The organism is Actinophytocola sp., assembly GCF_035712165.1.
Lineage (GTDB): Bacteria > Actinomycetota > Actinomycetes > Mycobacteriales > Pseudonocardiaceae > DASYTH01.
This window is the reverse complement of sequence record NZ_DASTBH010000138.1, coordinates 1-15224: the sequence shown is the minus strand read 5'-3', so window position 1 is coordinate 15224 and position 15224 is coordinate 1. Positions and strand designations below refer to the sequence as shown.

General features: G+C 70.1%; 13 protein-coding genes and 1 pseudogene. 9 read left to right on the top strand and 5 right to left on the bottom strand.

The genetic code is table 11. From position 1 onward, the window contains the following. Window positions 1-232 (top strand): annotated as a pseudogene (locus tag VFO68_RS07640) (hypothetical protein); the annotation flags it as partial. Continuing rightward, window positions 229-942, top strand: a complete 714-nt coding sequence (locus VFO68_RS07635) for an SDR family oxidoreductase (protein ID WP_325157467.1) — start codon at window positions 229-231, stop codon at window positions 940-942. The pseudogene VFO68_RS07640 and the gene VFO68_RS07635, both read left to right, overlap by 4 nt. On the opposite strand, the gene VFO68_RS07630 is transcribed toward VFO68_RS07635, so the two are convergent. The 5 genes from VFO68_RS07630 to VFO68_RS07610 form a co-directional block, all read right to left on the bottom strand. Continuing rightward, a complete protein-coding gene (locus VFO68_RS07630; protein ID WP_325157466.1) occupies window positions 880-1773 on the bottom strand; it encodes an endonuclease/exonuclease/phosphatase family protein in 894 nt (297 codons plus the stop codon). The two genes, VFO68_RS07635 and VFO68_RS07630, sit on opposite strands and share 63 nt — an antisense overlap. Before the next feature lie 69 nt (window positions 1774-1842). Beyond that, entirely contained in the window at window positions 1843-3282 is a 1440-nt protein-coding gene (locus VFO68_RS07625; protein WP_325157465.1) for an MFS transporter, read from the bottom strand. A gap of 196 nt (window positions 3283-3478) precedes the next feature. Continuing rightward, window positions 3479-4171, bottom strand: a complete 693-nt coding sequence (locus VFO68_RS07620) for an antibiotic biosynthesis monooxygenase (RefSeq protein WP_325157464.1) — start codon at window positions 4169-4171, stop codon at window positions 3479-3481. Window positions 4172-4214: 43 nt separating this feature from the next. Next, window positions 4215-5675, bottom strand: coding sequence for an FAD-dependent monooxygenase (locus VFO68_RS07615; RefSeq protein ID WP_325157463.1), 1461 nt, complete (start codon window positions 5673-5675; stop codon window positions 4215-4217). A 120-nt stretch (window positions 5676-5795) separates the two neighbouring features. Continuing rightward, complete coding sequence (locus tag VFO68_RS07610; protein ID WP_325157462.1) at window positions 5796-6188, bottom strand: pyridoxamine 5'-phosphate oxidase family protein; 393 nt, start codon at window positions 6186-6188, stop codon at window positions 5796-5798. A gap of 144 nt (window positions 6189-6332) precedes the next feature. On the opposite strand from VFO68_RS07610, the gene VFO68_RS07605 reads away from it, so the two are divergent. The 7 genes from VFO68_RS07605 to VFO68_RS07575 all read left to right on the top strand — a co-directional run bounded on the left by VFO68_RS07605 (window position 6333) and on the right by VFO68_RS07575 (window position 15077). Further along, window positions 6333-7019 (top strand): response regulator transcription factor, encoded by a 687-nt coding sequence (locus VFO68_RS07605; protein WP_325157461.1) that lies wholly within the window; start codon window positions 6333-6335, stop codon window positions 7017-7019. Window positions 7020-7215: 196 nt separating this feature from the next. Then, window positions 7216-7548: a TcmI family type II polyketide cyclase gene (locus VFO68_RS07600; protein WP_325157460.1), complete on the top strand. Its 333-nt coding sequence runs from the start codon at window positions 7216-7218 to the stop codon at window positions 7546-7548. Next, window positions 7545-8804, top strand: coding sequence for a beta-ketoacyl-[acyl-carrier-protein] synthase family protein (locus VFO68_RS07595; protein WP_325157459.1), 1260 nt, complete (start codon window positions 7545-7547; stop codon window positions 8802-8804). The genes VFO68_RS07600 and VFO68_RS07595 overlap by 4 nt, the downstream gene beginning before the upstream one ends. A gap of 9 nt (window positions 8805-8813) precedes the next feature. Beyond that, on the top strand, window positions 8814-10358 hold the full coding sequence (locus tag VFO68_RS07590; protein WP_325157458.1) for a beta-ketoacyl synthase N-terminal-like domain-containing protein: 1545 nt from the start codon (window positions 8814-8816) through the stop codon (window positions 10356-10358). 33 nt (window positions 10359-10391) lie between these two features. Next, complete coding sequence (locus VFO68_RS07585) at window positions 10392-11174, top strand: SDR family NAD(P)-dependent oxidoreductase (RefSeq protein WP_325157457.1); 783 nt, start codon at window positions 10392-10394, stop codon at window positions 11172-11174. A 29-nt stretch (window positions 11175-11203) separates the two neighbouring features. Next, the gene (locus VFO68_RS07580) at window positions 11204-12148 is read left to right on the top strand and encodes an aromatase/cyclase (RefSeq protein ID WP_325157456.1); all 945 of its coding nucleotides are present in this window, start codon (window positions 11204-11206) and stop codon (window positions 12146-12148) included. A 1-nt stretch (window position 12149) separates the two neighbouring features. Further along, window positions 12150-15077, top strand: coding sequence for an FAD-dependent monooxygenase (locus VFO68_RS07575; RefSeq protein ID WP_325157455.1), 2928 nt, complete (start codon window positions 12150-12152; stop codon window positions 15075-15077). Window positions 15078-15224 lie beyond the last annotated feature (147 nt).

Below are 15224 nucleotides of genomic sequence, written 5' to 3'. Positions count from 1 at the left end.
AGTGCTGATCAGCACCGGTGGGACGCTGGACGCCGAGGCGCTCGCGGCCGGGTGGGCCGACCGGGTCGACATCGTCGCCGGCGCCTGGGCGGACACCGGCGGACTGTCCACACCGGACGCTGTGCTGGTCCGCCCGGACGGCTACATCGCCTGGGCCGCACCGAGTGACGACGACCTGACCGAGGCGCTGCGCCGCTGGTTCGGCGCGCCCCTGACGAGAGGTTCCCGATGAGCAGGACGGCGCTCGTTACCGGTGCCAGCAAAGGGCTTGGCTACCAGACCGTGCGGTTGCTCGGTGAGCGGGGCATCACCGCGATCGTGGGAGCCCGCGACGAGGAACGCGGCCGGAGCGCGGCACGCGAGTTGGGTGCGCCGTTCGTCCAGATCGACGTGACCGACCCGGTGAGCGTCGAGGCGGCGGCGAAGTGGATCGAGCACGAGTACGAGACGCTGGACATCCTGGTGAACAACGCCGGGATCACCGTGCCGCACCAGGACGGGCTGCCCAGCATGGCCACGCTGGCCGACCTCCGCCGGGTGTTCGAGACGAACGTGTTCGGCGTGGTCGCGGTGACCACGGCGATGTTGCCGATGCTGCTGCGGTCCGAGGCGGGCCGGATCGTGAACGTGTCCAGCGATCTGGGCTCGATGACCCGCGGCCTGGTGCCGGGCACCCCGCAGTGGGCGCAGAACAACCTGCCCTACAGCGCTTCCAAGGCCGCGCTCAACATGGTCACGGTGGCCTTCGCCAAGGAGTTGTGGGACACCCCGGTCAAGGTCAACGCCGAGTCACCCGGCTTTTGCGCCACCGACATCAACAACTTCACCGGGTTCCGCACCGCCGAGCAGGGCGCCCAGGTCGCCGTGCGGCTGGCCACCCTACCCGCCGGCGGCCCCACCGGCGGCTTCTTCGACGCCGACGGCGAGCCCATCCCCTGGTGACGTCTCCAGCGTGACGTCGAGGTCGACCACGATCCCGGCGTGGTCGCTGAGCCAGATGCCGTCCACCGGCCGATCGCCGACCAGGTGGACGGCATCGACGTGCGCCCGGGCCGTGGGATGGCAGTGTGCGGATCCGACGAACACGTAGTCGATCCGCCTGCGGTGGCCGGGTTGCCGGACCAGCCGGTCGATCTCGGCGGCCGCCAGCGGATTGTCCACCGACCACGTGTGTCCCGGCCCGTCGCCGGCCACCGTCCACACGTCGTGGTAGTGCGCGCTGCGGCCGCCGATGCTCTGCAGGCCGCTCAGGTAACGGATGCTGGCCGACCCCGGGGTGGCGTTGAAGTCACCCGCGACGATCGTCGGCAGCCGGGTGCGATGCCGGCCGTCGAGGTCGGTGATGTCGACCGCCTGACGTTCGCGGGCCGCTTCCGCGTCCAGCCGCCACGCGGTGGTGGGAACGATGAACAACAACTCGCCGAGGTCCGGTGTGGTGACCGAGATGGCGAGGGTCCACCAGTGGATCCCGGCCGGGTCGACGGGATGCTCGACGATGCCGAGGACCCGGTGCGGCCAGCGGGTGGCCACCGCGGTTCCGTCGTGCAGGAAGGCCGGCGGCAGGTTCCGGAGCAGGCCGGCCTGATGGGTCGTGTGGTCCAGTCCGGTGCCGGCGGTCAGCGCGGCAAGCTGGTCCGACCGGTCGGGGTGGCAGACCTCTTGCAGGGCAACCAGATCGGGAGCCAACCGGCGCAGCTCCGCGTTCAGCAGTCCGGTCCGCCGGGGATCACCCTGGTCGTTGAAGACGTTCCAGGTCAACACACGCAACCGCATCACGACACCGTACCGGCACAGCTGACGGCGCTCCCCCGGACGGACCGGAGGAGCGCCGTGGGGTGCGCCTCAGTTGTCGTAGCTGACCTGCGGGTCGGCGGGCGCCTGCGAGCCGTCGTCGGACGGCTGCTGGGCGAAGCCGGGCGTCTTGCTCTTGGGGAGCATGAAAGCCAGCAGCACGGACAGCACGCCGAGCACCGCCGCGGTGAGGAACGCGGTGTGGTTGGCCGACTCGAGCGCCTTCGTCATCTGCGCCTGGTCACCGTTCGCGGCCGCCATGGCCGAGCCGATCCCGGCGTAGGCGATCGTGGCGACGACGGCCAGGCCGAGTGCGCCGCCGGCCTCCTGGCTGGTGTTGATCAGCCCGGCGCCCAGGCCCGCCTCCTCGTTGCTGACCCCGACGAACGCCGCGATCTGCAGGGTCACGAAGCAGGCGCCGTTTCCGAGGCCCAGCAGCAGGAATCCGGGCAACAGGTCGACCAGGTAGCTGCCGCCGGCCGGCGCCCGCCAGAGCAGCAGCAGGCCGATGACGGAGATCACCAGAGCACTGATCAACACCGGTCGCGCCGGCATCTTGCCGAGCAGGCTGGAAGCCAGCCAGGCGCCCATCGCCACCGCGATACCCAGTGGGACATAGGCGAACCCGGCCACCAGCGGCGAGTATCCGAACACCTGCTGCATGAACAGGCTGGCGAAGAAGTACAGCGCGGTGAACATTCCGAAGACCAGCACCGCGGCCATGTTCGCGGTGCGCATGGTGCGCAGCCGGAAGATCCGCAGCGGCATGATCGGCGCCTGCACCCGGGACTCGATCAGGATGAACGCGGCCCACAGCAGGACCACCGTGATCAGGCTGGCGACGGTCCGGAACGATCCCCAACCGACGTGTGTCGCCTCGCCGAGCGTGAAGATCAGCAGCAGCAGGCTGACGGTGAACACCAGTGCGCCGGCGAAGTCGAACCGGTTGCGCCTGCCCTCGGCCACGCTCTCCGGCACGATGCCCGGCGAGAGCAGTGCCGCCGCCAGACCCACCGGCACGTTCAGCCAGAAGATCCATTCCCAACCCGGGCCCTGGGTGAGCAGACCACCGATGATGACACCCAGGATCGAGGCCAGACCGGCCAGCGATCCCCATACTCCCAACGCCTTGTTGCGCGCGGGACCCTCGGGGAACGTGTTGGTCAGGATCGACAGGGCGGCGGGGGCGATGAAGGCCGCGGCCAGACCGGTGAGCCCACGACCGACGATCAGCGACACGCCGTCCCAGGCGAGCGCGGAGAGCGCGGACGCGAGGGCGAACAAGACGAAACCGATGTTGAGCACCCGGCGCCGCCCGAACGTGTCGGCCAGTCGCCCGCCGAGCAGCAGGAAACCGCCGAGAACGGTGCCGTACGCGGTGACGATGTAGTTCAGGCTGACCTCGGACATGCCGAGGTCGTTCTTGATGGCCGGCAGGGCCAGGTTCACGCTGGACAGGCACAGGAAGACCATGAATTGCCCGGTACACAACAGGGTCAGGATCGCCCCGTACCGGGGCGTGGACCCCGATCGGCTCGTTGTCGAGTCAAGGGCAGCCATTTCGCACTCCTCGGCTGGGTTAACTGCGTCTACGGATATGACGGATCGTGTTCGGCGGATGTGACCGGATCCCCCGCGCGTTCGACCGCGGGTCGTCCGCGGTCGAACGCGCGGGCGGGCGCCTGTCTCAGTCGCCGGCCGAACGCGTGTGCACCGGCCGGTAGGTGTTCCATTCGTAGTGGTTGGCCAGCCGGTCGAGCTGGGCGGTGACCTTCAGCCGGCTGTCCGGCTGGCCGGCCTCGTCCTGGTAGCGGTAGGCGTCATAGGTTTCCTTGCTGTCCCATTGGGAGTAGACGACGACGAACGGACGGTCGCCGAAGAACCGCGAGCCCACGCCGCGCAGCACGGTGTGCGTGCGGTATCCCGGGGTGTCCGCCAGGTAGTCCTGCCCTGCGCCGAGGATGTCCACCAGGTTGTGCTGCTCGTCCTGCGGCACACCGTAGATCTCGATGACGGTGTAGTCGTCGCGGTGCGGTCCGATCTCGGTGTACTCCCGGCCCGGCGCGCGCCCGGTGTAGGCCACCTCGGTCTGCAGCAGCTTCATCGTGGACAGCTCACCGAACAGCGGAATCGTCGCGTGCTGGAACTTCTCACCCTGGTAGCGCAGCTCCAGGTCGGCCTTGCTGCGCCACTGGATGAAGTTCGCGGTGCCGAACTTGTCCTGCCCACCGTGGACGGTGCTCGAGATCCAGCCGGGGAAGTCCGCGGTGTCGACGATCGAACGCATCTCGTTGAGCAGAGCGTCCTGCTTCTCCGCCGCATCGGTGATGAAGACGTTGAGCACGGTCAGGTAGCGGTCTTCTGTGGAAATGCGCGGCATTCTCATCTCACTTCACTAGGGGAACGGTTTCACTTGGCAGATCTCACGCGGGTGCGCCGAACCAGCGCCGAAGGGCCTCGCCGAGGTCCTCGGCGTCCGGGCCCGCCGGGCTGACCCAGGCGATGTAGCCGTCCGGACGGGCCAGCAGCGCGGACACCCCGTCGAGCGCGCCGCGCTCCGTCGGAGCCGCGGTGACGGTGTCGACCCGGCCGGCCCAGGCCGAGGCGATCTCGCGCAGCCCCGGGTCGCCGGCGAGGTCGAACAGGACGCCGCGCGCGGGGTGCAGCGCCTGGAAGGTGGTGGTCTCGCCGTCCAGTTCGACGTCCGGCAGCCGCCGGCCGAGCAGCGGGTGGTCGCCGGGACCCATGTCGAACCTGATGTCCAGGCCGGTGACCATTCCGGCCAGGTGCCGCTGCACGTCCTCATACGACACCAGCTCGGCGAAGACCTCGCGCAGCGGCTGCATCTCGTCGTCGCTGAGGTAGAGGATGCGTTGCGCCAGCGTGTTCGCGACCACCCGGGCGGCGACCGGATGGCGTTCGGTGTGGTAGGTGTCGAGCAGCCCGGCCGGACCGTCGCCGCGGATCTCGGCCGCCAGCTTCCAACCGAGGTTGACCGCGTCTTGGATCCCGGCGCTCATCCCCTGCCCGCCGATCGGCATGTGGATGTGCGCCGCGTCGCCGGCGAGCAGCACCCGGCCGCGCCGGTACTCGCTGGCCTGCCGGCTGGCGTCGGTGAACCAGCTCACCCACATCGGCTGCCCGACGGTGATGTCCTCACCGGTCAGCCGGGCGAAGGCCGCGGCGACCTCCTCGAACGTGGGCTGTTCCAGCCGAAGCGCGGCCTTGCGCTCGTAGACCGCAACGCGCTGCCCGATCGGGCCCAGCGGCAGCACCATGACCATCCCGCCGGGCACGGCCTCGCCGGAGAAGCGCGGCCGCAGCTGCAGCCCGGCTACGTCGGCCATCCACATCTCGATGACCGGATCGGTGCCGGGGAACGGAATGTCGGCCAGCTTGCGGATCGTGCTCTTGCCGCCGTCGCAGCCGACGACGAACCGGCCGCGCAACCGGGCCGGGCCATCAGGGGTGCGGACCTCCACCTCGGCGCCGTCCTCGTCGGTGGTCAGCCCGACCACCTCGTGTCCGCGCCGCACGTCGGCGCCGAGGTTGCCGGCCCAGCTGGCCAGGATGCCCTCGGTGCGGGACTGCGGAACGCCGCGCGCCCCATAGGATCCGCCCTCGATGACCCGGTAGTCGATCGGCACACCACCGAAATGGCCGATCGGGATGACGCCGACCTCGCCGAAGAACCTCAGTAACCCGCGCTGGTCGAACTCCTCGATGGTGCGCGCGGAGAAGCCGAGGGCCCGTGACTGCCGCATCGGCTCGGCGAGCCGGTCCACGACGATCGCCGACACTCCCTGCAGGCGCAGCTCACCTGCGAGCATGAGTCCCGTCGGGCCGGCACCCACGATGATCACGTCTGCGTGAAAATTGTCCATTAGCGACGCTCCGTCTGAGGTTTGCGCAAGGGTTTCGCACCGAGAGTAAGGGCGGCCCGCTATACAACCCCTTGACCAACCGCGCAGCTTTCCTATACCGGACCACCGCTGTAGGAAAGGTCAAACATTCAGGCTGCGCACCCGGTCGACGGCAATCTCGATCACCACCCGGTCCGGCGGGCTGGGTGGCGGCGAACCGTAACGCAGGGCGTAGCGCCGGGCCGCCAGGGCGATTCGCCACGGGTCGTCCGAAACCGTCGCGGTTCCGTCGAAGGTGACCCACTGGAACCCGCTCACCTGGCAGAGCACGGCCCGGCCGCCCGGCGCGGCGGCCACGTTGCGAGCCTTGCGGGAACCGGCGACGGTCAGTACCCGAACCAGTTTCTCCGCCTCGTCCCAGGTGAACCGCACCGGAACGACATGCGGCGTGCCATCCGGCCGCAGCGTCGTGACGACGCCGACCTGATCCTCCGCAAGGAACCCTTCGAATGCCGAGGCGTGCGAGAATGACATCGGCGCTCCTTTCACACGTGATCGACCCACTCACTCCTCGAACACGCCGGCCTTGTCAAGCAAAGAATCGTCGAATTAACCTTGAGTCGAGGGTCATCGGACGTCGTGAGGGGCCGTGTGAGTCAACTATCCTTGGCCTGGCGCGTGCTCGTCGTCGAGAACAATGTCGGCGACATGGAGGCGCTCGCGCGCGGGCTGCGCCGGCACGGGCATCAGGTGTGCTGCGCGGAAACCGGGAACGCCGCACTGGAAACGTATGCGGACGCCGATCTGGTGTTGCTCGACCTGGAACTGCCGGACCTGGACGGGCTGGAGGTCTGCCGCGCGATCAGGTCCACATCGGACATACCGATCATCGCGGTGACCGCCCGAAGCAGCGAGCTGGACCGGGTGCTCGGCCTGGAGGCCGGCGCGGACGACTACGTCGCCAAACCGTACGGGTTCCGGGAGTTGATGGCCCGGATGGCCGCGGTCATGCGCCGGGCCAGGCCGGCTCGCCCGGCCGCCGACGCCCAGGTGCGCACGCACGGCCGGCTGCGGATCGACGCGGGCGCCCGCGAGGTGTGGGTCGGCGCCCGGCGGGTCGAGGTGACCCGCAAGGAGTTCGACCTGCTGTGGCTGCTCGCCAAACAACCGGAGGCGGTCGTACCACGCCGGATGATCATGCATCTGATCTGGGGGGACTCCTGGTCGCGCCGCACGGTGGACACCCATGTCAGCAGCCTGCGTGGCAAACTGGGTTGCAGTGACTGGATTCTCACGGTGCGCGGCGTGGGGTTCCGCCTCGGACCGGGCGATTCCGCAAGCGTGCTGCTGCGGCAGGCGGTCTGACCGCTCGACAAACGGCCCGGCGCCTGCTGGCGCCGGGCCGTTCGCATGTCTGACCAGCGGATCTGACGTTTCCTTGACGTAGCCGCAGGAATTCCTGACCGAAGCCTGAAACCGTTTGTCTTGAAGGATTACCGCGATTCCCAAACCATAGGAACAAGGCCATCGCCGAAATACCCGGAAGTGAAGAGGGAACCGCATGCAGCACAGCACACTGATCGTGGCGCGGATGGAGCCCGGCTCGGGCGCCGAGGTCGCCGAGCTGTTCGCCGCCTTCGACGCCACCGAGATGCCGCATCTCATGGGCACCCGGCGCCGCCAGCTCTTCTCCTACCGCGGCCTGTACTTCCATCTGCAGGACTTCGACTCGGACAACGGCGGGGAGCTGATCGAGCGGGCCAAGACCGACCCCCGGTTCATCGGCATCAGCGAGGATCTCAAGCCGTTCATCGAGGCCTACGACCCGAAGACGTGGCGCTCGCCCGCCGACGCGATGGCGACCCGGTTCTACAGCTGGCGGGCCGCGGCGTGACCGGCCGGCGAGTCGTCATCACCGGGATCGAGGTCCTCGCGCCCGGCGGGGTGGGCATGAAGGAGTTCTGGAGCCTGCTGTCCGACGGCCGCACGGCCACCCGGCACATCTCGTTCTTCGACGCCACACCGTTCCGGTCCCGGGTGGCCGCGGAGATCGACTTCATTCCCGAGGAGCACGGTCTGACGCCGCACGAGATCCGGCGGATGGACCGGGCCGCGCAGCTGGCCGTGGTGGCCGCGCGCGGAGCCGTCGCCGACAGCGGGATCGAGCTGGAAACCCTTGACCCGTACCGGATCGGAGTCACCATCGGCAGCGCGGTCGGCGCGACCATGGGCCTGGACCAGGAGTACAACGTGGTCAGCGACGGCGGCCGGCTGCACCTGGTGGACCACCGCTACGCCGTGCCGCACCTGTACAACTACCTGGTCCCCAGCAGTTTCGCCGCCGAGGTGTCGATGACCACCGGCGCGCAGGGACCCAGCACGGTGGTGTCCACCGGCTGCACCTCCGGCATCGACTCGGTCGGCTACGCGGTCGAACTGATCCGGGAGGGCACGGTGGACGTGATGGTGGCCGGCGCCACCGACGCCCCGATCTCCCCGATCACGGTGGCCTGCTTCGACGCGATCAAGGCGACCACCCCGCGCAACGACGACCCGGAGCACGCCTCCCGGCCGTTCGACGCCACCCGCAACGGGTTCGTCCTCGGCGAGGGCGCGGCGCTGTTCGTGTTGGAGGAGCTGGAAAGCGCCCGGGCGCGGGACGCCCACATCTACGCCGAGATCGTCGGCTACGCCACCCGAAGCAACGCCTACCACATGACCGGGCTGCGGCCGGACGGACTGGAGATGGCCGAGGCGATCCGGGTGGCGCTGGACGAGGCGCGGATGAACGGCGAGGAGATCGACTACATCAACGCCCACGGTTCCGGCACCAAGCAGAACGACCGGCACGAGACCGCCGCGTTCAAGCGCAGTCTCGGTGAGCACGCGTACCGGACCCCGGTGAGCTCCATCAAGTCGATGGTGGGTCACTCGCTGGGCGCGATCGGCTCGCTGGAGATCGCCGCGTCGGCACTGGCCATCGAGCACAACGTGGTGCCGCCGACGGCGAACCTGCACACCCCCGACCCGGAGTGCGACCTGGACTACGTCCCACTGACCGCTCGCGACCGCAAGACCGACGCGGTGCTCACGGTCGGCAGCGGGTTCGGCGGTTTCCAGAGCGCCATGGTGTTGGCGCAATCGCGGTAGGAGCACTCGATGACATCCTCGGTGGTAGTTACCGGCCTCGGCGTCACTGCGCCCAACGGCCTTGGCGCACAAGAGTTCTGGGCGTCCACGCGGACCGGCCGCAGCGGCATCGGGCGGATCACGAACTTCGACCCGACGCCGTACCCGGTGCGGCTGGCCGGTGAGGTGCCGGGCTTCGTGGCGAAGGACCACCTGCCCAGCCGGCTGCTCCCGCAGACCGACCGGATGACCCAGCTCGCGCTGGTCGCCGCGGACTGGGCGCTGGCCGACGCCCGGGTCGATCCGAAGGAACTGCCGGAGTTCGACATCGGCGTGATCACCGCCAGCTCCTCGGGCGGCTTCGCTTTCGGTCAGAACGAGCTGCGGAACCTGTGGAGCAAGGGCGGGCAGTACGTCAGCGCGTATCAGTCGTTCGCCTGGTTCTACGCGGTCAACAGTGGGCAGATCTCCATCCGCAACGGCATGAAGGGCCCGAGCGGTGTGATCGTCACCGACCAGGCCGGCGGGCTGGACGCGGTGGCGCAGGCCCGGCGGCAGATCCGCAAGGGCACCGCGATGATCGTGACCGGCGCGGTCGACGCCACGGTCTGCCCGTGGGGCTGGGCGGCGCAGCTCGCCGATGGCCGGATGAGTACCTGCGACGACCCGGACGGCGCGTACCTGCCGTTCGACGACCGGGCCCGGGGTCACGTGTCCGGCGAGGGCGGCGCGATCCTGATCCTGGAGTCCGCCGGCTCGGCGCAGGCCCGCGGGGCACGGGTCTACGGCGAGATCGCCGGCTACGGCGCCACGTTCGACCCGCGCCCGGGCAGCGGGCGCGAACCCGCGCTGCGCAAGGCGATCGAGCTGGCCCTGGCCGACGCCGGAGTGGAGCCGGGCGAGGTGGACGTGGTGTTCGCCGACGCCGCGGCCGTTCCCGAACTGGACCGGGTGGAGGCCGACGCGATCACCGACGTGTTCGGGCCGCGCGGGGTTCCGGTCACCGCACCCAAGACGATGACCGGCCGGCTGCTCTCCGGCGCCGCTCCGCTGGACCTCGCCACCGCGCTGATGGCCATGGACGAGGGCCTGATCCCGCCAACGGTCAACGTGGCGCCGGCGCCGGACTACCGGCTGGACCTCGTCGTCGGAGCGCCCCGGGCCGCGCAGCTGTGCACCGCGCTGGTGCTGGCCCGCGGGGCCGGCGGGTTCAACTCGGCGATGGTCGTGCGGGCCACCCCGCCGGCCGGACATCAGGGTCCGCAAGCGGCAGGCGAAAACGCCTACCGGAAGTTGAAGGGAGTTCCCATGGCCAGTCAGCAGTTCACCATCGACGACCTCAAGCGCATCCTGCTCGAGGGGGCCGGCACGGACGAGGGCGTCGACCTCGACGGCGACATCCTCGACATGAGCTTCGACGAGCTGGGCTACGAGTCGCTCGCCCTGCTGGAGACCGGCGGCCGGATCGAGCGCGAGTACGGCATCACGCTGGACGACACGGCGGTCACCGACGCCGGCAACCCCCGGGCCCTGATCGAGGTCGTCAACGCGCACCTCGCCGGCGCCCGCGCCTGACCACATCCACCAACCCCTTCGGGAGAACCGATCATGCAGCAGGCGAATCGCGTCGCCGTCATCACCGGAGCCACCAGCGGGATCGGCCTGGCCGCCGCCCGGCTCCTCGGCGCCCAGCACCACAACGTGTTCATCGGGGCGCGCACCGCGGAGAACGTGACCTCCACGGTCAAGCAGTTGCGGGAGGAGGGCATCGAGGCCGACGGCCGCGAGCTCGACGTCCGCTCCGCGGAGTCCGTCGAGGACTTCGTGGCCGCGGCGGTCGAGCGCTACGGCATGATCGACGTGCTGGTCAACAACGCCGGCCGCAGCGGCGGCGGGGTCACCGCCGACATCGCCGACGAGCTGTGGCTGGATGTCATCGACACCAACCTCAACAGCGTGTTCCGGATGACCCGCGCGGTGCTCAACACCGGCGGCATGCGGGAGCGCGGCCGCGGCCGGATCATCAACATCGCGTCCACCGCGGGCAAGCAGGGTGTGGTGCTCGGCGCCCCGTACTCCGCCTCCAAGCACGGCGTAGTGGGTTTCACCAAAGCGCTGGGCAACGAGCTGGCCCCGACCGGGATCACCGTCAACGCCGTCTGCCCCGGCTACGTGGAAACGCCGATGGCGCAACGGGTTCGGCAGGGCTACGCGGCGGCGTTCAACACCACCGAGGACGCGATCATGGAGAAGTTCCAGGCCAAGATCCCGCTCGGCCGCTACTCCACCCCGCAGGAGGTCGCCGGTCTGGTCGGCTACCTCGCCTCCGACACCGCCGCGTCCATCACCTCGCAGGCCATGAACGTCTGCGGCGGCCTCGGCAACTTCTGATCCGGCACACCAAGCAAGGAGCTCGCAGCATGTCGCAGAACGGTCACCGGGAAGTCGAGCACGAGATCACGATCGCCGCGCCGGCGGCGGCCATCTACCGGCTGATCGCCGACGTGGAGAACTGGCCGCAGATCTTCCCGCCCACCATCTACGTCGACCGCACGCCGCAGGGCGAGCGGGAGGAGCGCATCGAGATCTGGGCCACGGCCAACGACTCGGTGAAGAACTGGACCTCGCACCGGATTCTGGACCCGGACGCCATGCGGATCGAGTTCCGCCAGCTCGTCTCCGCGCCGCCGGTGGCCGCCATGGGCGGCACCTGGGTGATCGAACCGTTGTCGGACACCGAGTCCCGCGTCCGGCTGCTGCACGACTACCGGGCCGTCGACGACGACCCGGCGGGCCTGGCCTGGATCGACGAAGCGGTCGACCGCAACTCCCGCTCGGAGCTCGCGGCGTTGAAGGCCAACGTCGAACTGGCCCACGCCGCGTCCGAGCTGACCTTCTCGTTCGAGGACACCGTGCGGATCAACGGCTCGGCCAAGGACGTGTACGACTTCATCAACGACGCGCACCTGTGGTCGGAGCGGCTGCCGCACGTGGCCATGGTCCGGCTGGACGAGGAGACCCCCGGCCTGCAGACACTGGAGATGGACACCCGCGCCAAGGACGGCTCCACGCACACCACCAAGTCCTACCGGGTGACCTTCCCGCACCGGAAGATCGCCTACAAGCAGGTCACCCTGCCCGGGCTGATGACCCTGCACACCGGTTACTGGACGCTGGTGGACACCGAGGACGGCGTGGCGGCCTCCTCACAGCACACCGTGGTGATCAACACGGCGAACATCACCAAGTATCTCGGGGAGCAGGCGACGGTCGCCGACGCCAAGGAGTACGTGCGCGCCGCGCTGTCCACCAACAGCCGGGCAACCCTTGGCCACGCCAAGGAATACGCCGAGAACCCGCGCTGAGATGGCCACCGACCGCCTGGACACCCAGGTCATCGTCGTCGGCGCCGGCCCGGTCGGGCTGATGCTGGCCGGCGAGCTGCGGCTCGCCGGGGCCGAGGTGATCGTGCTGGAGCAACTGGCCGCGCCCACCACCGAGTCCAGGGCCTCCACGATGCACGCCCGCACCATGGAGATCCTCGACAGCCGGGGGTTGCTGCCGGTCTTCGGCGCGTTGCCCAACGAGCCGCGCGGTCATTTCGGCGGTATACCGCTGGATCTGACCCTGCCCAGCGAGCACCCGGGCCAGTGGAAGGTCCCGCAGACCCGCACCGAGCAGGTGCTCGGCGGCTGGGCGGTGGGACTCGGCGCGGACCTGCGGCGCGGCGCCCGGGTGGTGGACCTGACCGACGACGGCGACGCCGTGACGGTCACGTTCACCACACCCTCGGGCCCCGGCACGCTCCGGGCGGCATACCTGGTCGGCTGCGACGGCGAGCGCAGCACGGTGCGCGAGCTGACCGGGATTCCGTTCCCCGGCCGGCCGATGCGCCGCGAACTGCTGCGCGCCGACGTGGCCGGCATCGAGATCCGCAACCGGCGGTTCGAGCGGCTGGACCGCGGCCTGGCCATCGCGGCCCGCAACCCGGCCGGCATCACCCGGGTGATGGTGCACGAGTTCGGTTCCACCGCACGGGAACGCAGCGCCGAGCCGGAGTTCGGCGAGCTCACCGAGGTCTGGCAGCGGGTCACCGGGGAGGACATCAGCCACGGAATCCCGGTGTGGGTCAACGGCTTCGGCGACGCCAGCCGGCAGCTGTCGGCCTACCGGCACGGCCGGGTGCTGTTCGCCGGGGACGCCGCGCACGTGCAGATGCCGATCGGCGGGCAGGCGCTCAACCTGGGCCTGCAGGACGCGGTGAACCTCGGCTGGAAGCTCGCCGCAGTGGTGTGCGGCCGGTCCGGGGCGGACCTGCTGGACACCTACCACGCCGAGCGGCACGCGGTGGGCGCCCGGGTGCTGGCCAACATCAGCACCCAGGCCCTGCTGCTGCTCGGCGACGCCGAGATCGAGCCGGCCCGCGACCTGCTGGCCGAACTGATCGGCACCGAGGCGAACCGGACCCGCCTGGCCGGAACGATCAGCGGGCTGGACACCCGGTACCCGGTGGGATCCGGCGACCACCCGCTGCTCGGCGCCCGGCTGCCGGCCGGAAACACCTTGCCGCGCAACGGAACGGGTCTGTTGATCGACCGTGCGGACGGCTCGTTCGCGGCCGCGGCGGCACCGTGGGCCGGCCGGGTCACGGCGGTGCGGACCGAGTCGCAGCCCGGCGATCCACTCGACGGCGCCGACGCCGCGCTGGTGCGGCCGGACGGTCACATCGCCTGGCTCGGCACCGCACCCGCCGAGCTCCCGGCCGCGCTGCGGCGCTGGTTCGGCCCACCCGTCATCGACACTGCAGAGGAGAAACTCGTGGACACGGACGTGATCGTCGTCGGGGCCGGCCCGACCGGTCTGATGCTCGCCGGTGAGCTGCGGCTCGGCGGCGCCCGGGTCACCGTCGTGGAGCGGCGCGCCCAGCCCACCGGCCAGTCGCGCGGTCTGGGTTTCACCGCGCGGGCCATGGAGGTCTTCGACCAGCGCGGGCTGCTGCCGAAGTTCGGCGACATCAAGAAGAGCCCGATGGGCCACTTCGCCGGCGTGCAGTTCAACTACGCGGTGCTGGCCGAGTGCCACTTCGGCGCCCGCGGCATTCCGCAGAACCAGACCGAGTCGGTGCTGGAGAACTGGGCGACCGAACTGGGCGCGGACATCCGGCGCGGCTGGGAGCTGGAGACCATGACCGACGACGGCGAGTGCGTCACGATCACCGCGCAGACGCCGGACGGCCCGGAAACCTTGCGCGCGCGCTATCTGGTCGGCTGTGACGGCGGTCGCAGCGCGGTGCGCCGGCTGGGTGGGTTCGACTTCCCCGGCACCTCGGCCACCCGCAGCATGTACCTGGCCGACGTGGTCGGCTGCGAGCTGCGGCCCCGGTTCCTCGGCGAGCGGCTGCCCAACGGCATGGTGATGGCCGCGCCGCTGGAGCCGGGCGTGGACCGGATCATCCTGTGCCCGCACGGCACTCCGGCCGAGCGCACCGAGCCGCCGACCTACCAGGAGCTGGCCGACACCTGGCAGCGGGTCACCGGCGAGGACATCAGCCACGGCAGTGCCAAGTGGGTCAGCATGTTCACCGACGCCACCCGGCAGGTGACCGAGTACCGCCGGGGCCGGGTGCTGGTCTGCGGCGACGCCGCGCACATCCACCTGCCGGCCGGCGGCCAGGGGCTGTCCTGCGGCGTGCAGGACGCGGCCAACCTCGGCTGGAAGCTCGCCGCGGTGATCGCGGGCTGGGCGCCGGACGGTCTGCTGGACACCTACCACAGCGAGCGGCACCCGGCCGGCGCGCGGCTGCTGATGAACACCCGCGCGCAGGGCATGGTGTTCCTCGGCGGCGAGGAGGCAGACCCGCTGCGCGCGCTGTTCACCGAGCTGATCTCCAACGACGAGGTGAAGAAGCTGCTGGCCGGCATGGTCAGCGGTCTGGACGTGCGCTACGACGTCGGACCGGGCGACCACCCGCTGCTCGGCCGGCGCATCCCGCCCGCCGGGATCCGGACCTACGGCGGCCGCACCGGCACCACGGACCTGTTGCACGGGGCGCAGGGCGTGCTGATCGACCTGGTCGACGACGAGGACCTGCGCGCCAGCATCTCCGGCTGGAAGGACCGGGTCTCGGTGGTCACACCCGTCGGGGAGCTGCCGGAGTCCTTTGCCGGCGCTGACGGTCTGCTGGTCCGGCCGGACGGCTACGTGGTCTGGGCCGGCACCGGCACCGAAAGCCTGGAAACCGCGCTGTACCGGTGGTTCGGATCGCCCGCGTCGGCCGTGATCGAGGCAACGTAACTAGGAGGGCATGGATGACGACCACACCGCCCGACCGGCTCACGGAACTGAAGAAGTTGAAGGAGCTGGTGCACGACGGGCCGGACCCGCAGGCCACCCAGCGCCAGCACGCCAAGGGCAAGCTGACCGCCCGCGAGCGGATCGAGC